Annotated in this window: 21 protein-coding genes and 3 pseudogenes; 12 read left to right on the plus strand and 12 right to left on the minus strand. The window is 64.1% G+C overall.

Features of this window, described 5'->3' with window-relative positions:
• From BLV49_RS00005 to BLV49_RS17275, 7 genes and pseudogenes are all read left to right on the plus strand, one after another.
• A pseudogene (locus BLV49_RS00005) lies at positions 1–795 on the plus strand (redox-regulated ATPase YchF); the annotation flags it as partial.
• A gap of 384 nt (positions 796–1,179) precedes the next feature.
• A complete protein-coding gene (locus tag BLV49_RS17075) occupies positions 1,180–1,731 on the plus strand; it encodes a PIN domain-containing protein (protein WP_245723466.1) in 552 nt (183 codons plus the stop codon).
• The gene (locus BLV49_RS17350; RefSeq protein WP_176980669.1) at positions 1,716–2,099 is read left to right on the plus strand and encodes a hypothetical protein; all 384 of its coding nucleotides are present in this window, start codon (positions 1,716–1,718) and stop codon (positions 2,097–2,099) included. Before BLV49_RS17075 ends, BLV49_RS17350 begins: the two co-directional genes overlap by 16 nt.
• 679 nt (positions 2,100–2,778) lie before the next feature.
• A complete protein-coding gene (locus BLV49_RS00030) occupies positions 2,779–3,012 on the plus strand; it encodes a FitA-like ribbon-helix-helix domain-containing protein (RefSeq protein ID WP_091178643.1) in 234 nt (77 codons plus the stop codon).
• Complete coding sequence (locus BLV49_RS00035; RefSeq protein WP_245723467.1) at positions 3,009–3,482, plus strand: PIN domain-containing protein; 474 nt, start codon at positions 3,009–3,011, stop codon at positions 3,480–3,482. The genes BLV49_RS00030 and BLV49_RS00035 overlap by 4 nt, the downstream gene beginning before the upstream one ends.
• A gap of 45 nt (positions 3,483–3,527) precedes the next feature.
• Positions 3,528–4,070 (plus strand): YdcF family protein, encoded by a 543-nt coding sequence (locus BLV49_RS00040; RefSeq protein WP_091178645.1) that lies wholly within the window; start codon positions 3,528–3,530, stop codon positions 4,068–4,070.
• A gap of 507 nt (positions 4,071–4,577) precedes the next feature.
• Positions 4,578–4,892 (plus strand): dihydrofolate reductase family protein, encoded by a 315-nt coding sequence (locus tag BLV49_RS17275; protein ID WP_281245343.1) that lies wholly within the window; start codon positions 4,578–4,580, stop codon positions 4,890–4,892.
• A gap of 240 nt (positions 4,893–5,132) precedes the next feature.
• Here BLV49_RS17275 and BLV49_RS00050 read toward each other — a convergent pair whose 3' ends face one another.
• The 3 genes and pseudogenes from BLV49_RS00050 to BLV49_RS17090 form a co-directional block, all read right to left on the minus strand.
• Positions 5,133–5,531, minus strand: coding sequence for a hypothetical protein (locus BLV49_RS00050; RefSeq protein ID WP_091178647.1), 399 nt, complete (start codon positions 5,529–5,531; stop codon positions 5,133–5,135).
• Between the two features lie 83 nt (positions 5,532–5,614).
• Positions 5,615–6,526, minus strand: a pseudogene (locus BLV49_RS00055) (LysR family transcriptional regulator).
• 148 nt (positions 6,527–6,674) lie between these two features.
• On the minus strand, positions 6,675–6,842 hold the full coding sequence (locus BLV49_RS17090) for a hypothetical protein (RefSeq protein ID WP_245723468.1): 168 nt from the start codon (positions 6,840–6,842) through the stop codon (positions 6,675–6,677).
• Between the two features lie 96 nt (positions 6,843–6,938).
• On the opposite strand from BLV49_RS17090, the gene BLV49_RS00060 reads away from it, so the two are divergent.
• Positions 6,939–8,042, plus strand: a complete 1,104-nt coding sequence (locus tag BLV49_RS00060) for an MFS transporter (RefSeq protein WP_245723469.1) — start codon at positions 6,939–6,941, stop codon at positions 8,040–8,042.
• A gap of 48 nt (positions 8,043–8,090) precedes the next feature.
• Here the strand turns inward: BLV49_RS00060 and BLV49_RS16775 are convergent, their stop codons facing one another.
• Positions 8,091–8,231 (minus strand): hypothetical protein, encoded by a 141-nt coding sequence (locus BLV49_RS16775; RefSeq protein WP_176980670.1) that lies wholly within the window; start codon positions 8,229–8,231, stop codon positions 8,091–8,093.
• A 1,379-nt stretch (positions 8,232–9,610) separates the two neighbouring features.
• Here BLV49_RS16775 and BLV49_RS16780 point away from each other — a divergent pair.
• Positions 9,611–10,021, plus strand: coding sequence for a hypothetical protein (locus BLV49_RS16780; RefSeq protein WP_176980671.1), 411 nt, complete (start codon positions 9,611–9,613; stop codon positions 10,019–10,021).
• A 75-nt stretch (positions 10,022–10,096) separates the two neighbouring features.
• Here BLV49_RS16780 and BLV49_RS00075 read toward each other — a convergent pair.
• A pseudogene (locus BLV49_RS00075) lies at positions 10,097–11,478 on the minus strand (MFS transporter).
• A gap of 137 nt (positions 11,479–11,615) precedes the next feature.
• Here BLV49_RS00075 and BLV49_RS00080 point away from each other — a divergent pair.
• Together BLV49_RS00080 and BLV49_RS00085 are read left to right on the plus strand one after the other, a co-directional pair.
• Positions 11,616–12,530, plus strand: coding sequence for a LysR family transcriptional regulator (locus BLV49_RS00080; RefSeq protein ID WP_091178652.1), 915 nt, complete (start codon positions 11,616–11,618; stop codon positions 12,528–12,530).
• An 83-nt stretch (positions 12,531–12,613) separates the two neighbouring features.
• Positions 12,614–13,012, plus strand: coding sequence for a hypothetical protein (locus tag BLV49_RS00085; protein ID WP_091178647.1), 399 nt, complete (start codon positions 12,614–12,616; stop codon positions 13,010–13,012).
• On the opposite strand, the gene BLV49_RS17095 is transcribed toward BLV49_RS00085, so the two are convergent.
• The 4 genes from BLV49_RS17095 to BLV49_RS00110 form a co-directional block, all read right to left on the minus strand.
• The gene (locus BLV49_RS17095; RefSeq protein ID WP_245723470.1) at positions 13,009–13,938 is read right to left on the minus strand and encodes a dihydrofolate reductase family protein; all 930 of its coding nucleotides are present in this window, start codon (positions 13,936–13,938) and stop codon (positions 13,009–13,011) included. The two genes, BLV49_RS00085 and BLV49_RS17095, sit on opposite strands and share 4 nt — an antisense overlap.
• 74 nt (positions 13,939–14,012) lie before the next feature.
• On the minus strand, positions 14,013–14,621 hold the full coding sequence (locus tag BLV49_RS00100; RefSeq protein WP_091178655.1) for a YdcF family protein: 609 nt from the start codon (positions 14,619–14,621) through the stop codon (positions 14,013–14,015).
• A 100-nt stretch (positions 14,622–14,721) separates the two neighbouring features.
• On the minus strand, positions 14,722–15,141 hold the full coding sequence (locus tag BLV49_RS00105) for a type II toxin-antitoxin system VapC family toxin (protein ID WP_091178656.1): 420 nt from the start codon (positions 15,139–15,141) through the stop codon (positions 14,722–14,724).
• Entirely contained in the window at positions 15,138–15,371 is a 234-nt protein-coding gene (locus tag BLV49_RS00110; RefSeq protein ID WP_091178643.1) for a FitA-like ribbon-helix-helix domain-containing protein, read from the minus strand. The genes BLV49_RS00105 and BLV49_RS00110 overlap by 4 nt, the downstream gene beginning before the upstream one ends.
• A gap of 435 nt (positions 15,372–15,806) precedes the next feature.
• On the opposite strand from BLV49_RS00110, the gene BLV49_RS17355 reads away from it, so the two are divergent.
• Positions 15,807–16,448: a TIR domain-containing protein gene (locus BLV49_RS17355; RefSeq protein WP_342706607.1), complete on the plus strand. Its 642-nt coding sequence runs from the start codon at positions 15,807–15,809 to the stop codon at positions 16,446–16,448.
• A gap of 200 nt (positions 16,449–16,648) precedes the next feature.
• On the opposite strand, the gene BLV49_RS00120 is transcribed toward BLV49_RS17355, so the two are convergent.
• Genes BLV49_RS00120 through ychF form a run of 3 tightly spaced genes read right to left on the minus strand, consistent with a single transcriptional unit; the run spans position 16,649 to position 18,432 of the window.
• The gene (locus tag BLV49_RS00120) at positions 16,649–17,059 is read right to left on the minus strand and encodes a type II toxin-antitoxin system VapC family toxin (protein ID WP_091178658.1); all 411 of its coding nucleotides are present in this window, start codon (positions 17,057–17,059) and stop codon (positions 16,649–16,651) included.
• A complete protein-coding gene (locus tag BLV49_RS00125; RefSeq protein ID WP_091178639.1) occupies positions 17,056–17,337 on the minus strand; it encodes a type II toxin-antitoxin system prevent-host-death family antitoxin in 282 nt (93 codons plus the stop codon). The genes BLV49_RS00120 and BLV49_RS00125 overlap by 4 nt, the downstream gene beginning before the upstream one ends.
• Before the next feature lie 21 nt (positions 17,338–17,358).
• Positions 17,359–18,432 carry a redox-regulated ATPase YchF gene (gene ychF, locus BLV49_RS00130; protein WP_091178660.1) on the minus strand — a complete coding sequence of 358 codons (1,074 nt, stop codon included), beginning with the start codon at positions 18,430–18,432 and terminating at the stop codon, positions 17,359–17,361.
• Between the last annotated feature and the right edge of the window lie 79 nt (positions 18,433–18,511).

Below are 18,511 nucleotides of genomic sequence, written 5' to 3' on the forward strand. Positions count from 1 at the left end.
AATATCCGCGAGGCCGACGCGATCGCGCAGGTCGTGCGCGGCTTCAGCGACGGCGACGTCGTGCACGTCGAGGGACGGGTCGACCCGAAGTCCGACATGGAGACTATCAACACCGAGCTCATCCTCGCCGACATGGAGACCCTCGAGCGCGCCATCACGCGGTACGAGAAGGAAGTGCGTGGCAAGAAGCTCGATGCGGCCGTGCTCGCCTCCGCCCAGGAGGCTTTGGCCGTGCTGCAGGCGGGAACGCCGCTGTCGGCGGCATCCGTCGATCTCGAACCCATCAAGGAGCTCGGCCTCCTCACGTCGAAGCCGTTCATCTACGTCTTCAACGTCGATGAGGAGATCTTGACGGATGCTGCAAGAAGCAGCAGCTCGCCGATCTCGTCGCCCCGGCCGAGGCCGTCTTCCTCGACGCGAAGATCGAGTCGGAGCTCATCGACCTCGACCCGAGGACGCCACGGAGCTGCTGCAGTCGACGGGCCAGGAGGAGTCCGGACTCGACCAGCTCGCCCGGGTCGGATTCGACACGCTCGGCTGCAGACCTACCTGACCGCGGGGCCGAAGGAGGCGCGCGCCTGGACGATCCACAAGGGGTGGAAGGCGCCGCAGGCCGCCGGTGTGATCCACACCGACTTCGAGAAGGGCTTCATCAAGGCCGAGGTCATCTCGTTCGAGGACCTCGTCGAGACGGGCTCCGTGCACGAGGCGCGCGCTCACGGCAAGGCCCGCATGGAGGGCAAGGACTACGTCATGCAGGACGGCGACGTGGTGGAGTTCCGGTTCAACGTGTAGCGCGGGTGCTACGATTGTGTATGGGCATGAGTGAGCCGCACGTCGAGAGCTTGTCGCAGCGGGAGTTGCGCAACGAATCCGGGCGCGTTCTTCGTCTTGTCAGCGAGGGGCAGTCGTTCGTTCTGACCAACCGAGGTGTCGTCGTCGGTCGTATCGTCCCGGTTGACGCGCCCGCCCCCACGTTGCCCATCGTTCGGGCTGCGAAGCGTGTCGGAGGCTGGGCGGCGTTGAGGCCTCAGCCGATTGAGAGTGATCGACCGATGTCTCACATCGTTGACGAGCTTCGAGAGGATCGGGTGTGAGCAGCACTCCACTCGTCTACGTCGACACGTCCGCACTCGGAGCGCTTCTCATCGCACAAGCGGAGACCGAGGCGCTGGCGGAGTGGCTCGACAGGCGGACGTCAGCCTCGTGTCGAGTGATCTGCTTGAAACGGAGCTGCGTCGGATGGCCGTGCGCGAGGGGCGGGATCAGGTCAAAGTCAGTGCGATCCTCGATGGCGTTTCTCTCGCAGCGCTCGATCGTGCCACCTACCGCTCGGCAGGGTTCCTGCCGATGCCATATCTGCGCACTCTAGACGCACTCCATTTGGAGGCGGCGATGCGCCTTGACGTCGATGCGATCCTCACGTACGACTACCGACTTGCGGAAGCGGCGAGAGCCGCGGCCTTGATGTCATTGCTCCCGGGCGGGAGCAGGCTAGATGAGTGGTCAAGGGTCGATTTCAGCCGGATGATCGCCTCGGACTCGTCCCATGAAGCGAGGGCTGTCATTGATGACGTGTTGGTCGGCGCAACCAGAGTGGTTGATTCTATGCGAGAGGCAGTGTGCAGGCGCGGATGGATGGGCAGAGTAGCGCCGACCGTCGCGGACCGCGTGCTGGGCGTGTGCGGATGCGAACGCGACTTCACTGTTCGAGGATGCTCGACAACCTGACGACTGGTTTGCCCGTGGACTTCGCGTATGCGATTTTCGCGACGAGTGGACTCGCCGATGTACCCTCCAGGATCTACGACGAAGACGGCATCCGCAAGATCGATCTTCTTGATGTGGAGTTCGTCGAGCGCTCGCTTCTGATCGGTTGTGATTGCGTCGCCTCGGTGCTGGAAGACCGCTGGCGCCACGACGATCGCCCGGCGAGCGTGAGCTTGCGATTGGCATCGGCAATTTCGTCGCAAAACCTCGTGGAACCGCAGATGCAGATGACCTTTGTGGCATCCTCTGTCACCTCACGCAGTTCGTGGGGTACTCCCAGTCGGCCGCCGTCAGTGCAAGTTCGTCATCAGCTGGCAGCTTGGCCATGACTTGATCAAGCGGGACAACTCGAGACGCTCCGCCTCGCAGGTCGAGTACGTCGAGTTTGCAGTCTTGACGCATCCGCTCGATGTCCCGCACGAGTTCCGCATATGAGTTGCCAAACGGTTTAACCGGTTCCTTCGTGTATGCCGGCTTGCCCTTGTCATCTGGGTAGAGTTCACGGATCTCCCAACTCTGCTCACCGCTGTGATCATGCACATCAAGGCTGACGACATACCTCCAAGTTCCCATATCGTCAGAGTAGCCGGGAGCTCCGACGCAGTCGCGTGCATGCACGCGTGCTGTGCGCGGAGTTTGGTGCAAAGCTCGACGACGCTGTGTTGGCAAACCGCTGGCCCTGACGCAACGTGGGAGAGTGGCGTCCACGGTGGCTGATTGAGTTGGCTTCTGCGCACAGCGATTGCTCGGTGATGAGATCACTGGGCAACCCGTGGAGACTCTCGCGCTGAAGTGACCCGACGAGAAGGTAGCCCGCGCCGCAGCTCGGGTCGGAGCGGTGGGTCGAGAAGTGGTCAACTACGGAATGTGGAGGACTTCCGCTTCATCATCAGACTGCTCGACGCTTCGCCCACAGTCGTCCGTGACAGCCGGTCGAAGCGCGTATCAAGACTTCCGACCTGCTGTCCTGATTGCTATCATTAGTGCTATCATCGGGAGGTGATGCGGATGTCGTCCATCATCGTGCGCGGTCTTGACGACTCGGTCAAGGAACAACTCGTCGCTCAGGCGAAACGCCACGGGCGGTCGATGGAGGCCGAGGTGCGCGACATCCTGACCAAAGCGGCGCAACGTCCGAACATCGGCGTCGCGCTGATGCGAGCGGCGCAGAGTGCCGGGGGCGTAGACGTCCTTCCGATTCCGGAGCGTAGTGACATTGCTCGTGCGGTGGACTTCGAATGATCGTCCTGGACACCAACGTGATCTCCGAGCTCTTCCGCCGGGAGCCCGACGCGCGAGTGGTGTCCTGGCTCGAATCGCTTGAGGATGACGTTGCGATAACGGCCATAACGCTGGCCGAGCTGTTCGCCGGCGTGCGCCGGATGCCGGACGGGCGACGGAAGGCTGACCTGGCAAGGGCCGTGTCCGCGGCGGTCGAGCCGTACCGGGGCGGGCATGCGGTGCTTCCGTTCGACGAAGCGTGTGCCGTTCCGTACGCCGAGATCCTGCTTGAGCGAGAGCGCGCGGGGCTCCGATCGCGACGGCAGATGCGCAGATCGCGGCTATCTGCCGGACACTTGATGCAGTGTGTGCTACGCGGAACACCAGGGACTTCGCCCACACAGGCGTGGCCGTCGTCGATCCTTGGGCGAGCTGAGGCCTGCGCGGCGAATGCTCGTCGGTCAGCGCTGATTCCTGGCCGTGATGCATGACAGGCTGAGATGTATACGAGACGTATTGAGCGCTCAGGGTGACGCGTGACCGAGACGACGAACGTTAGACGGGCCAGGAAGCTTTTGTTCTCTGGCGCGCTGACGTGCGCCGTCATCCTAGGAAGCGCCGAGGCGATCAACCGAATTCTGGCCTCGCAGCTCGTCGGCGATGTCGATGCAGCGCACACAGCTGTAGTCGTTCTCGGCTTTGCGAATCGGACCCCGGAAATCAACGCAATCAACAAATGGCGGGTACGCTCCGGAATCGCGACAGCGGTACTGTACCAAGCCGATCTTCTGGTCTTCTCCGGCGGCGATCCGGGTGGGTTCTGCGAAGCCGAGATCATGGCGACCTACGCGCAAGAGCTGGGCTATCGAGGCCCCATCGAGACTGAAGCCGCGTCGCAGACGACCGAGGAGAACCTTCAGAACACCGCGCATCTCATGGAATGGCGGACAGAATTGCCCTGGTGTCCAATCCGTTGCACGCGTATAGAGCCCGGAAACTGCTTGCGCATCTTCGGCCCGATCTCGCCCGCCGGCTTGTCAGAACGCGTGAGGTGCGATCGGGACGATGGAGCATCTTGATCCCGATCGGCACCCTGGTCGAAGCAAGCGTGCTCTTGCGCGAGAGGCTTCATCGTCGGCGCTGATTGCGGTTGGCGATCACCACGCTTACGCTCGGCCTCAGCGAGACTCTTCAACACCATCGCGAGAACGGTGACCTATGGGCACTCTGAGCTATACGGCAACGGTCTCCCTGGATGGGTACGTTGCCGGCGCAACAGGCGACTTCCAATGGTCAGCGCCGGACGCGGAAGTGTTCCAGTTCCACGTTGACCGCATGAGCTCCGTTTCCACGGAGGTGCTGGGCCGAAACACCTACGTGCTGCTGAAGTACTGGGAAACAGAGCCAGACGACGGCTCTTGGGATGCCGCCGAGCACGAGTTCGCGCGGCGATGGCGAGACATCGAGCATGTCGTCGCCTCCTCGACATTGACGCAGGATGAGCTTGCCGGCCGATCCCGATTAGTGGAGCGCCTCGGTCTTGAAGAGCTCCGGGAGATCGTGACGCAGCGTCGGGTGAGGTCGAGATCTTCGGTCCGACAACGGCGCGAGAGGCGATCTGCAGCGGCATGGTTGACGACTTCCGGTTCTTCGTCGTTCCCATGGCAGTGGGTGCGGGCTTGCGTGCCCTGCCCGACCACGCACATCTGGACTTAGAACTGGTCGAGCATCGCATCTTCGGCAACGGCACGGCCTACCTGCACTACCGGCCCCGCCGGCTCGGTACAGGAGGCCACACGGAAACCCCGCAAGAGGCGTTGGTTTCGAGAGTCCGCAGCAGCCTCGCGGAGGTCCCGACACACCGGGAAGTCTCGATGTTCGGCGGCGAGCTATCCTCGTAAACGACAAGATGATCGTCAGCGCGCAGAAGGACGGCGGGCTCCTGGTTCGCGTCGCGGCTGAGCGCCACGGCGAGCTCGTTCGCCGCCTGGAGCGACGCAAGCGGTGATGGGCGCAGGCCGCGAGATGAGTCCCGGATGGATCAACGTCGCTGCGGATTCGATCCGTGAGGACGAGAATCTTGAATTCTGGCTTCACGCCGCTCTGGAGTACAACCGCCGTGTCAGCCGCCCGCGCAGCGGTTAGTTGAGGATCGCAGCGAGGGGCACGAGCGGCACGAGACCCTCCACCTTCGCCCGCAGTCCGTCGTCAACAGTGCAGAGTGCATCGGCCTGGAGGCGCGTGAGGGCGACGAGTTCCGCGTCGAGAACCGAATCCCACGACTGCTCGGCGGCGATGTCCCACGCGACGTCACGCGAGACACGATCGCCGAGCAATCGCATCGTGAATCGGGTGATCCGCTCTTGCATGTCCTTGACATCACTCTCGTCAACCTGTCCGGCGCGAAGCGCGAGAAGAAGGAGTTGAAGCGCCTGCGATCGAACACCCTGGGCTCCAACGACCTGATGGTTTGCGCTTGGGGTCAGCTGGTGCACGACGATGTGAAACAGGGTGGGCGCATCGATCACGATTCGGCTCATGGGGCCTCCCGATGTGGTCTCTTCAGCGTACGCAATGGCGAGGGAGCTGCCCACCTATCGACCCGCCTTCCGAGCTGCGCCATTCAGCGCGCCTGGCCGAGAAGCTGCGGCGTGTAGGCCTTCGCCTGCGCTCTCAGGGCCTCCGCCACCGCGGCGACGGCGGGCAGCCGAAGCGAGTCGGGGCGCAGCACCATCCAGTAGGGCAGTCGTTCGGCGAAGTCGTCGGGCAGAAGCCGCACGAGATCGTCGTGCTGGTCGGCCATGAAGCAGGGCAGGAAGCCGATGCCCGCACCCGCGCGGGCGGCCTCGACGTGCACGAAGACGTTTGTCGAGCTCAGCGAGTCCCGCATTGTCGAACGAGGCGGCGCGGCGCGTCCAGGTCGTCGACGAGCAGCATGGAGTCGACGAAATACACCAGCGGATGCCGCGTGAGCTGTTCCGCATTGCGTGGTTCGCCGTGCTCGGCGAGATACGGGCGCGAGGCGTACATGCCGAGAAGATAATCGCCGAGGCGGAATGCGCTGGCGCGGTGAACCTGCGGCTCGCCGACGACGACTTCGATGTCGACGCCCGAGCGGTGCTGCAGCGCGCGCCTCGTCACAGTCTCGATCTCGACGCTGATGCGGGGTGCCGCTTGCGCAGTTGCGTGACCGCCGGTGTGGCGATGTACGCGCTGAACCCGTCGGTTGCCGACATGCGCACCATGCCCGAGAGCTGAGACTGCGGTTCTTCGGCGCCGGTTCCCAGCGTCTGGAGCGCCGTCTCGATCTGCTCCGCCGCGTGCACGGCGCGCCGGCCGAGCTCTGTCAGCTCCCACGCGCCGACGGATCGGGCGAGAACATGCCCGCCGAGATCGCGCTCGAGCTGTCGATGCGACGCGAGACCGTCGTGTGATTCAGCTGCAGCGCCTCGGCGGCGGTCGTGAAACGACCGGTGCGAGCGACAGCGAGCAGCACGAGCAGGTTGTCGGGGTCAGTCAGGGGCAACGGTGCCATATCTGCAATTATGCACACCGCATCCTCGCAGTTGCCCGTTGATGCACGCTGGCCTGGTCAGGCACACTCGATGCAGCCGTCTCCGCGCACTCGAGCGATGACGGCGGTCAATGGAGACACTGAAGGAGAAAACGCCGATGAGCGTCAATCAACAGCCGAGCGGCGCGACCGCAACCGGGCGAAAGCCGAACAGCTCGAACCAGGGTGACGTGCCGGTCGGGCTCAAGAAAGTCGTCGCGGCCTCGATGGTCGGAACCGTCGTCGAATGGTACGAGTTCTTCCTGTACGCCACGGCCGCTTCGCTCGTGTTCGGCACGTTCTTCTTTCCTGCATCGGACAGCCCTCTCGACGGCATCATCGCCGCATTCGTGACCTACGCGGTGGGCTTCGTCGCGCGCCCCCTCGCGGAATCGTGTTCGGCCAGATCGGTGACAAGCTCGGCCGCAAGCACACGCTTCAGGCGACGATCATCCTGGTCGGTGTCGCGACATTCCTCATGGGCTGCCTTCCCGGCTTTGCGAGCATCGGCTACTGGGCTCCCGCCCTGCTCGTTGCGCTTCGCTTCCTCCAGGGCTTCGCGGTCGGCGGCGAATGGGGTGGCGCCGTGCTGCTCGTCGCCGAGCACAGCCGGCGCGCAGCCGGGATTCTGGGCAAGCTGGCCGCAAGCTGCGGTGCCCGTCGGGAACCTCATCGCGACGCTCGTGCTGTTCGCGATGTCCTGGCTGCTTCCCGACGACCAATTCCTCGGCTGGGCTGGCGCGTGGCGTTCTGGCTCTCCGCTCTGATCGTGATCATCGGGTACTACATCCGCACGCGCGTCTCGGAGTCGCCGATCTTCCTCGAGGCCAAGGCCGAGCAGGAGCGCACGAAGGCCGCGGGAGTGGGCGTCGGTGCCGTTGTCCGCCGCTACCCCGGAAAGCTGCTGCAGGCGATGGGTCTGCGATTCGCCGAGAACATCGTCTACTACATCATCGTGAGCTTCTCGATCGTGTACCTCTCGACGGTCGTGAAGTTCGACACGAGTGAGCTTCTCTTCGCTCTCCTGATCGCGCATGTCGTGCACTTCATCGTGATTCCTCAAGTGGGCCGCCTCACCGACGCGCTCGGCCGCAAGCCGGTCTACCTCGCGGGCGCCATTCTCAGCGCCACCTGGGCGCTGTTCGCGTTCCCGATGTTCGACTCCGCCAACCCCGTGCTCATCGTGGTCGCGATCACGATCGGGCTCTGCTTCCACGCGCTCATGTACGCAGGTCAGCCCGCGGTGATGGGCGAGATGTTCCCCACGCGCATGAGGTACTCCGGCGTCTCGCTCGGCTACCAGGTCACGTCGATCGTCGCCGGATCGCTCGCGCCGATCATCGCGGTCACCCTGCTGAAGGACTTCGGCTCGTGGGTTCCCGTCGCCGTGTACGTCGGGATCGCCTGCGTCATCACGGCGATCACGGTGCTGACGCTGCGCGAGACCTCGGGCGTCGCTCTCGAGGACGTCGATGCGGAGGACGCCGCTCGCGTCTAGAACCTTCGGTGCGGGGCCATTCGCCGGTCGGCGAGTGCCCCGTTGCCGCTACGCTCGCTCGAACATCAGATCGGTCAATTGATCCGGTTCGACCCAGGCGAAGGCAAAATCGCGGTCATAGGGTTCGAGCCCCCATTTCGTCGCAAACGCATAAATCGCTGCCGGCGACATGTGATCGAGAGTCTGCACGCCCAGGCGGCCTTCCGCGTTCTCCCGAGGATCTGACCTTGGCGTTTGCCCAGCCGAGCTGTCGCGTGCGCGTTGTGCACGTCCGACACTTCAGCCGCGTCGACGGTTTTGTAGAAGCGATCCGGAGTGCGGGCGAACCGATTGGGGTAGACGAGGTGCTCCCAGTCGGCGCCCGGGCTCTCGCCGCCGTCCTGGACAACAGTGAGCGTGCCGTCCTCCGGCGCGTGAGACCACAGCTCCCACTCCTGACCCCGCCACGTCCCGTAGCTGCCCGTCAGCTCCCTGCCGTCGCTCATCCACACACCTGCACGCTACGGCATCCGCCCGCTCCGGAATAAATAGTCAATCTATGCTTGTTGCCTGCTCATGACGATGGAGAGTATGGCGACACAGAGCGAGATGGAAGCGAACAGAGGCACGACACGTGAGCGCCCGGACCCGGCCGGTGGCGCATTCTCGCCGTGCTGCTCGTCGTCATCTTCATGTCGCTCATCAGCGTCAGCATCGTCAACTGGCTTTCCCTCGATCCAGAGCGGACTCGACGCGAGCCCAATCGACATCCAGTGGTGCTCTCGGGTTATGCGCTGACGTTCGCATCGTGTCGTCGCAGCCCGCCCGCGCACGTATGGCGCGAGCATCTTCGTCTCCTCATCTCTTCACCCTGTCATCGATCGCCGCGCTCGCCCCGACGCGGACCTGCTAAGTCGGCGATTCATCCAGGCATCGGCTGGGTCTCGTGAATCCGAGGGGGGCATGATCAGCAGTACTTTCGGGCGCGAACGCGGCAAGCGTTCGCTACTTCGCAGCGCGTCGGCGTGTCCGTCGCCATCGGTCCCCGCGGCCCATCGCGAGACCCGACCGCGCCGAATAGCCGAACGCCTTGCGCGTTCGGCGCCGCGAAAGTACTGCTGATCATGCCCACGCCTGCGGATTCCGAGCCCGAGCCGATGCCCTGGATGAATCGCGCGCGTTGAGCAGGTCCGGCGTCGGGGCGAGGCTGGCGATCGATGCAGGGGAAGATGCCGACGACGATGCCCCCGCCCCATCACGCGCCGCGGCCGCTGCGACGAGCACGATGCGAACGTCAGCGCATAACCCGAGAGCACCCACTGGATGTCGGATTGGCTCGCGTCGAGTCCGCTCTGGATCGAGGAAGAGCCACGTTGACGATGCTGACGCTGATGAGCGACATGAAGATGACGACGAGCAGCACGGCGAGAATGCGCCACCGGCCGGTCCGGGCGCTCACGTGTCGTGCCTCTGTTCGCTTCCATCTCGCTCTGTGTCGCCATACTCCTCCATCGCTCATGAGCAGGCAACAAGCATAGATTGACTATTTATTCCGGAGCGGGCGGATGCCGTAGCGTGCAGGTGTGTGGATGAGCGACGGCAGGGAGCTGACGGGCAGCTACGGGACGTGGCGGGGTCAGGAGTGGGAGCTGTGGTCTCACGCGCCGGAGGACGGCACGCTCACTGTTGTCCAGGACGGCGGCGAGAGCCCGGGCGCCGACTGGGAGCACCTCGTCTACCCCAATCGGTTCGCCCGCACTCCGGATCGCTTCTACAAAACCGTCGACGCGGCTGAAGTGTCGGACGTGCACAACGCGCACGCGACAGCTCGGCTGGGCAACGCCAAGGTCCAGATCCTCGGGAGAACGCGGAAGGCCGCCTGGGCGTGCAGACTCTCGATCACATGTCGCCGGCAGCGATTTATGCGTTTGCGACGAAATGGGGGCTCGAACCCTATGACCGCGATTTTGCCTTCGCCTGGGTCGAACCGGATCAATTGACCGATCTGATGTTCGAGCGAGCGTAGCGGCAACGGGGCCACTCGCCGACCGGCGAATGGCCCCGCACCGAAGGTTCTAGACGCGAGCGGCGTCCTCCGCATCGACGTCCTCGAGAGCGACGCCCGAGGTCTCGCGCAGCGTCAGCACCGTGATCGCCGTGATGACGCAGGCGATCCCGACGTACACGGCGACGGGAACCCACGAGCCGAAGTCCTTCAGCAGGGTGACCGCGATGATCGGCGCGAGCGATCCGGCGACGATCGACGTGACCTGGTAGCCGAGCGAGACGCCGGAGTACCTCATGCGCGTGGGGAACATCTCGCCCATCACCGCGGGCTGACCTGCGTACATGAGCGCGTGGAAGCAGAGCCCGATCGTGATCGCGACCACGATGAGCACGGGGTTGGCGGAGTCGAACATCGGGAACGCGAACAGCGCCCAGGTGGCGCTGAGAATGGCGCCCGCGAGGTAGACCGGCTTGCGGCCGAGCGCGTCGGTGAGGCGGCCCACTTGAGGAATCACGATGAAGTGCACGACATGCGCGATCAGGAGAGCGAAGAGAAGCTCACTCGTGTCGAACTTCACGACCGTCGAGAGGTACACGATCGAGAAGCTCACGATGATGTAGTAGACGATGTTCTCGGCGAATCGCAGACCCATCGCCTGCAGCAGCTTTCCGGGGTAGCGGCGGACAACGGCACCGACGCCCACTCCCGCGGCCTTCGTGCGCTCCTGCTCGGCCTTGGCCTCGAGGAAGATCGGCGACTCCGAGACGCGCGTGCGGATGTAGTACCCGATGATCACGATCAGAGCGGAGAGCCAGAACGCCACGCGCCAGCCCAGCCGAGGAATTGGTCGTCGGGAAGCAGCCAGGACATCGCGAACAGCACGAGCGTCGCGATGAGGTTCCCGACGGGCACCGCAGCTTGCGGCCAGCTTGCCCAGAATCCCCGGCTGCGCGCCGGGCTGTGCTCGGCGACGAGCAGCACGGCGCCACCCCATTCGCCGCCGACCGCGAAGCCCTGGAGGAAGCGAAGCGCAACGAGCAGGGCGGGAGCCCAGTAGCCGATGCTCGCAAAGCCGGGAAGGCAGCCCATGAGGAATGTCGCGACACCGACCAGGATGATCGTCGCCTGAAGCGTGTGCTTGCGGCCGAGCTTGTCACCGATCTGGCCGAACACGATTCCGCCGAGGGGGCGCGCGACGAAGCCCACCGCGTAGGTCACGAATGCGGCGATGATGCCGTCGAGAGGGCTGTCCGATGCAGGAAAGAAGAACGTGCCGAACACGAGCGAAGCGGCCGTGGCGTACAGGAAGAACTCGTACCATTCGACGACGGTTCCGACCATCGAGGCCGCGACGACTTTCTTGAGCCCGACCGGCACGTCACCCTGGTTCGAGCTGTTCGGCTTTCGCCCGGTTGCGGTCGCGCCGCTCGGCTGTTGATTGACGCTCATCGGCGTTTTCTCCTTCAGTGTCTCCATTGACCGCCGTCATCGCTCGAGTGCGCGGAGACGGCTGCATCGAGTGTGCCTGACCAGGCCAGCGTGCATCAACGGGCAACTGCGAGGATGCGGTGTGCATAATTGCAGATATGGCACCGTTGCCCCTGACTGACCCCGACAACCTGCTCGTGCTGCTCGCTGTCGCTCGCACCGGTCGTTTCACGACCGCCGCCGAGGCGCTGCAGCTGAATCACACGACGGTCTCGCGTCGCATCGACAGCCTCGAGCGCGATCTCGGCGGGCATGTTCTCGCCCGATCCGTCGGCGCGTGGGAGCTGACAGAGCTCGGCCGGCGCGCCGTGCACGCGGCGGAGCAGATCGAGACGGCGCTCCAGACGCTGGGAACCGGCGCCGAAGAACCGCAGTCTCAGCTCTCGGGCATGGTGCGCATGTCGGCAACCGACGGGTTCAGCGCGTACATCGCCACACCGGCGGTCACGCAACTGCGCAAGCGGCACCCCGGCATCAGCGTCGAGATCGAGACTGTGACGAGGCGCGCGCTGCAGCACCGCTCGGGCGTCGACATCGAAGTCGTCGTCGGCGAGCCGCAGGTTCACCGCGCCAGCGCATTCCGCCTCGGCGATTATCTTCTCGGCATGTACGCCTCGCGCCCGTATCTCGCCGAGCACGGCGAACCACGCAATGCGGAACAGCTCACGCGGCATCCGCTGGTGTATTTCGTCGACTCCATGCTGCTCGTCGACGACCTGGACGCGCCGCGCCGCCTCGTTCCGACAATGCGGGACTCGCTGAGCTCGACAAACGTCTTCGTGCACGTCGAGGCCGCCCGCGCGGGTGCGGGCATCGGCTTCCTGCCCTGCTTCATGGCCGACCAGCACGACGATCTCGTGCGGCTTCTGCCCGACGACTTCGCCGAACGACTGCCCTACTGGATGGTGCTGCGCCCCGACTCGCTTCGGCTGCCCGCCGTCGCCGCGGTGGCGGAGGCCCTGAGAGCGCAGGCGAAGGCCTACACGCCGCAGCTTCTCGGCCAGGCGCGCTGAATGGCGCAGCTCGGAAGGCGGGTCGATAGGTGGGCAGCTCCCTCGCCATTGCGTACGCTGAAGAGACCACATCGGGAGGCCCCATGAGCCGAATCGTGATCGATGCGCCCACCCTGTTTCACATCGTCGTGCACCAGCTGACCCCAAGCGCAAACCATCAGGTCGTTGGAGCCCAGGGTGTTCGATCGCAGGCGCTTCAACTCCTTCTTCTCGCGCTTCGCGCCGGACAGGTTGACGAGAGTGATGTCAAGGACATGCAAGAGCGGATCACCCGATTCACGATGCGATTGCTCGGCGATCGTGTCTCGCGTGACGTCGCGTGGGACATCGCCGCCGAGCAGTCGTGGGATTCGGTTCTCGACGCGGAACTCGTCGCCCTCACGCGCCTCCAGGCCGATGCACTCTGCACTGTTGACGACGGACTGCGGGCGAAGGTGGAGGGTCTCGTGCCGCTCGTGCCCCTCGCTGCGATCCTCAACTAACCGCTGCGCGGGCGGCTGACACGGCGGTTGTACTCCAGAGCGGCGTGAAGCCAGAATTCAAGATTCTCGTCCTCACGGATCGAATCCGCAGCGACGTTGATCCATCCGGGACTCATCTCGCGGCCTGCGCCCATCACCGCTTGCGTCGCTCCAGGGCGGCGAACGAGCTCGCCGTGGCGCTCAGCCGCGACGCGAACCAGGAGCCCGCCGTCCTTCTGCGCGCTGACGATCATCTTGTCGTTTACGAGGATAGCTCGGCCGCCGAACATCGAGACTTCCCGGTGTGTCGGGACCTCCGCGAGGCTGCTGCGGACTCTCGAAACCAACGCCTCTTGCGGGGTTTCCGTGTGGCCTCCTGTACCGAGCCGGCGGGGCCGGTAGTGCAGGTAGGCCGTGCCGTTGCCGAAGATGCGATGCTCGACCAGTTCTAAGTCCAGATGTGCGTGGTCGGGCAGGGCACGCAAGCCCGCACCCACTGCCATGGGAACGACGAAGAACCGGAAGTCGTCAACCATGCCGCTGCAGATCGCCTCTCGCGCCGTTGTCGGACCGAAGATCTCGACCTCACCCGACGCTGCCGTCACGATCTCCCGGAGCTCTTCAAGACCGAGGCGCTCCACTAATCGGGATCGGCCGGCAAGCTCATCCTGCGTCAATGTCGAGGAGGCGACGACATGCTCGATGTCTCGCCATCGCCGCGCGAACTCGTGCTCGGCGGCATCCCAAGAGCCGTCGTCTGGCTCTGTTTCCCAGTACTTCAGCAGCACGTAGGTGTTTCGGCCCAGCACCTCCGTGGAAACGGAGCTCATGCGGTCAACGTGGAACTGGAACACTTCCGCGTCCGGCGCTGACCATTGGAAGTCGCCTGTTGCGCCGGCAACGTACCCATCCAGGGAGACCGTTGCCGTATAGCTCAGAGTGCCCATAGGTCACCGTTCTCGCGATGGTGTTGAAGAGTCTCGCTGAGGCCGAGCGTAAGCGTGGTGATCGCCAACCGCAATCAGCGCCGACGATGAAGCCTCTCGCGCAAGAGCACGCTTGCTTCGACCAGGGTGCCGATCGGGATCAAGATGCTCCATCGTCCCGATCGCACCTCACGCGTTCTGACAAGCCGGCGGGCGAGATCGGGCCGAAGATGCGCAAGCAGTTTCCGGGCTCTATACGCGTGCAACGGATTGGACACCAGGGCAATTCTGTCCGCCGATTCCATGAGATGCGCGGTGTTCTGAAGGTTCTCCTCGGTCGTCTGCGACGCGGCTTCAGTCTCGATGGGGCCTCGATAGCCCAGCTCTTGCGCGTAGGTCGCCATGATCTCGGCTTCGCAGAACCCACCCGGATCGCCGCCGGAGAAGACCAGAAGATCGGCTTGGTACAGTACCGCTGTCGCGATTCCGGAGCGTACCCGCCATTTGTTGATTGCGTTGATTTCCGGGGTCCGATTCGCAAAGCCGAGAACGACTACAGCTGTGTGCGCTGCATCGACATCGCCGACGAGCTGCGAGGCCAGAATTCGGTTGATCGCCTCGGCGCTTCCTAGGATGACGGCGCACGTCAGCGCGCCAGAGAACAAAAGCTTCCTGGCCCGTCTAACGTTCGTCGTCTCGGTCACGCGTCACCCTGAGCGCTCAATACGTCTCGTATACATCTCAGCCTGTCATGCATCACGGCCAGGAATCAGCGCTGACCGACGAGCATTCGCCGCGCAGGCCTCAGCTCGCCCAAGGATCGACGACGGCCACGCCTGTGTGGGCGAAGTCCCTGGTGTTCCGCGTAGCACACACTGCATCAAGTGTCCGGCAGATAGCCGCGATCTGCGCATCTGCCGTCGCGATCGGGAGCCCCGCGCGCTCTCGCTCAAGCAGGATCTCGGCGTACGGAACGGCACACGCTTCGTCGAACGGAAGCACCGCATGCCCGCCCCGGTACGGCTCGACCGCCGCGGACACGGCCCTTGCCAGGTCAGCCTTCCGTCGCCCGTCCGGCATCCGGCGCACGCCGGCGAACAGCTCGGCCAGCGTTATGGCCGTTATCGCAACGTCATCCTCAAGCGATTCGAGCCAGGACACCACTCGCGCGTCGGGCTCCCGGCGGAAGAGCTCGGAGATCACGTTGGTGTCCAGGACGATCATTCGAAGTCCACCGCACGAGCAATGTCACTACGCTCCGGAATCGGAAGGACGTCTACGCCCCCGGCACTCTGCGCCGCTCGCATCAGCGCGACGCCGATGTTCGGACGTTGCGCCGCTTTGGTCAGGATGTCGCGCACCTCGGCCTCCATCGACCGCCCGTGGCGTTTCGCCTGAGCGACGAGTTGTTCCTTGACCGAGTCGTCAAGACCGCGCACGATGATGGACGACATCCGCATCACCTCCCGATGATAGCACTAATGATAGCAATCAGGACAGCAGGTCGGAAGTCTTGATACGCGCTTCGACCGGCTGTCACGGACGACTGTGGGCGAAGCGTCGAGCAGTCTGATGATGAAGCGGAAGTCCTCCACATTCCGTAGTTGACCACTTCTCGACCCACCGCTCCGACCCGAGCTGCGGCGCGGGCTACCTTCTCGTCGGGTCACTTCAGCGCGAGAGTCTCCACGGGTTGCCCAGTGATCTCATCACCGAGCAATCGCTGTGCGCAGAAGCCAACTCAATCAGCCACCGTGGACGCCACTCTCCCACGTTGCGTCAGGGCCAGCGGTTTGCCAACACAGCGTCGTCGAGCTTTGCACCAAACTCCGCGCACAGCACGCGTGCATGCACGCGACTGCGTCGGAGCTCCCGGCTACTCTGACGATATGGGAACTTGGAGGTATGTCGTCAGCCTTGATGTGCATGATCACAGCGGTGAGCAGAGTTGGGAGATCCGTGAACTCTACCCAGATGACAAGGGCAAGCCGGCATACACGAAGGAACCGGTTAAACCGTTTGGCAACTCATATGCGGAACTCGTGCGGGACATCGAGCGGATGCGTCAAGACTGCAAACTCGACGTACTCGACCTGCGAGGCGGAGCGTCTCGAGTTGTCCCGCTTGATCAAGTCATGGCCAAGCTGCCAGCTGATGACGAACTTGCACTGACGGCGGCCGACTGGGAGGTACCCCACGAACTGCGTGAGGTGACAGAGGATGCCACAAAGGTCATCTGCATCTGCGGTTCCACGAGGTTTTGCGACGAAATTGCCGATGCCAATCGCAAGCTCACGCTCGCCGGGGCGATCGTCGTGGCGCCAGCGGTCTTCCAGCACCGAGGCGACGCAATCACAACCGATCAGAAGCGAGCGCTCGACGAACTCCACATCAAGAAGATCGATCTTGCGGATGCCGTCTTCGTCGTAGATCCTGGAGGGTACATCGGCGAGTCCACTCGTCGCGAAATCGCATACGCGAAGTCCACGGGCAAACCAGTCGTCAGGTTGTCGAGCATCCTCGAACAGTGAAGTCGCGTTCGCATCCGCACACGCCCAGCACGCGGTCCGCGACGGTCGGCGCTACTCTGCCCATCCATCCGCGCCTGCACACTGCCTCTCGCATAGAATCAACCACTCTGGTTGCGCCGACCAACACGTCATCAATGACAGCCCTCGCTTCATGGGACGAGTCCGAGGCGATCATCCGGCTGAAATCGACCCTTGACCACTCATCTAGCCTGCTCCCGCCCGGGAGCAATGACATCAAGGCCGGCGGCTCTCGCCGCTTCCGCAAGTCGGTAGTCGTACGTGAGGATCGCATCGACGTCAAGGCGCATCGCCGCCTCCAAATGGAGTGCGTCTAGAGTGCGCAGATATGGCATCGGCAGGAACCCTGCCGAGCGGTAGGTGGCACGATCGAGCGCTGCGAGAGAAACGCCATCGAGGATCGCACTGACTTTGACCTGATCCCGCCCCTCGCGCACGGCCATCCGACGCAGCTCCGTTTCAAGCAGATCACTCGACACGAGGCTGACGTCCGCCTGGTCGAGCCACTCCGCCAGCGCCTCGGTCTCCGCTTGTGCGATGAGAAGCGCTCCGAGTGCGGACGTGTCGACGTAGACGAGTGGAGTGCTGCTCACACCCGATCCTCTCGAAGCTCGTCAACGATGTGAGACATCGGTCGATCACTCTCAATCGGCTGAGGCCTCAACGCCGCCCAGCCTCCGACACGCTTCGCAGCCCGAACGATGGGCAACGTGGGGGCGGGCGCGTCAACCGGGACGATACGACCGACGACGACACCTCGGTTGGTCAGAACGAACGACTGCCCCTCGCTGACAAGACGAAGAACGCGCCCGGATTCGTTGCGCAACTCCCGCTGCGACAAGCTCTCGACGTGCGGCTCACTCATGCCCATACCACAATCGTAGCACCCGCGCTACACGTTGAACCGGAACTCCACCACGTCGCCGTCCTGCATGACGTAGTCCTTGCCCTCCATGCGGGCCTTGCCGTGAGCGCGCGCCTCGTGCACGGAGCCCGTCTCGACGAGGTCCTCGAACGAGATGACCTCGGCCTTGATGAAGCCCTTCTCGAAGTCGGTGTGGATCACACCGGCGGCCTGCGGCGCCTTCCACCCCTTGTGGATCGTCCAGGCGCGCGCCTCCTTCGGCCCCGCGGTCAGGTAGGTCTGCAGGCCGAGCGTGTCGAATCCGACCCGGGCGAGCTGGTCGAGTCCGGACTCCTCCTGGCCCGTCGACTGCAGCAGCTCCGTGGCGTCCTCGGGGTCGAGGTCGATGAGCTCCGACTCGATCTTCGCGTCGAGGAAGACGGCCTCGGCCGGGGCGACGAGATCGGCGAGCTGCTGCTTCTTGGCAGCATCCGTCAAGATCTCCTCATCGACGTTGAAGACGTAGATGAACGGCTTCGACGTGAGGAGGCCGAGCTCCTTGATGGGTTCGAGATCGACGGATGCCGCCGACAGCGGCGTTCCCGCCTGCAGCACGGCCAAAGCCTCCTGGGCGGAGGCGAGCACGGCCGCATCGAGCTTCTTGCCACGCACTTCCTTCTCGTACCGCGTGATGGCGCGCTCGAGGGTCTCCATGTCGGCGAGGATGAGCTCGGTGTTGATAGTCTCCATGTCGGACTTCGGGTCGACCCGTCCCTCGACGTGCACGACGTCGCCGTCGCTGAAGCCGCGCACGACCTGCGCGATCGCGTCGGCCTCGCGGATATTTGCGAGAAACTTGTTGCCCAGGCCCTCGCCCTCGCTCGCGCCGCGCACGATGCCGGCGATGTCGACGAACGACACGGTCGCGGGCACGATGCGCTCGCTGCTGAACAGCCCGGCGAGCGTGTCGAGGCGCTCGTCGGGCAGGTTCACCACGCCGATGTTGGGCTCGATCGTCGCGAACGGGTAGTTCGCCGAGAGCACCTGGTTCTTGGTGAGCGCGTTGAAGAGAGTTGACTTGCCGACGTTGGGCAGTCCGACGATTCCGATAGTGAGAGCCACGAGGCTCTATCGTACCGGCGTCACGCTGGGAGGCGTGCCCGGCCCGGATTCTAAACGGAAGCGCTCGGTGATGTGCGGG

The sequence above is a fragment of the Paramicrobacterium humi genome, assembly GCF_900105715.1.
Lineage (GTDB): Bacteria > Actinomycetota > Actinomycetes > Actinomycetales > Microbacteriaceae > Paramicrobacterium > Paramicrobacterium humi.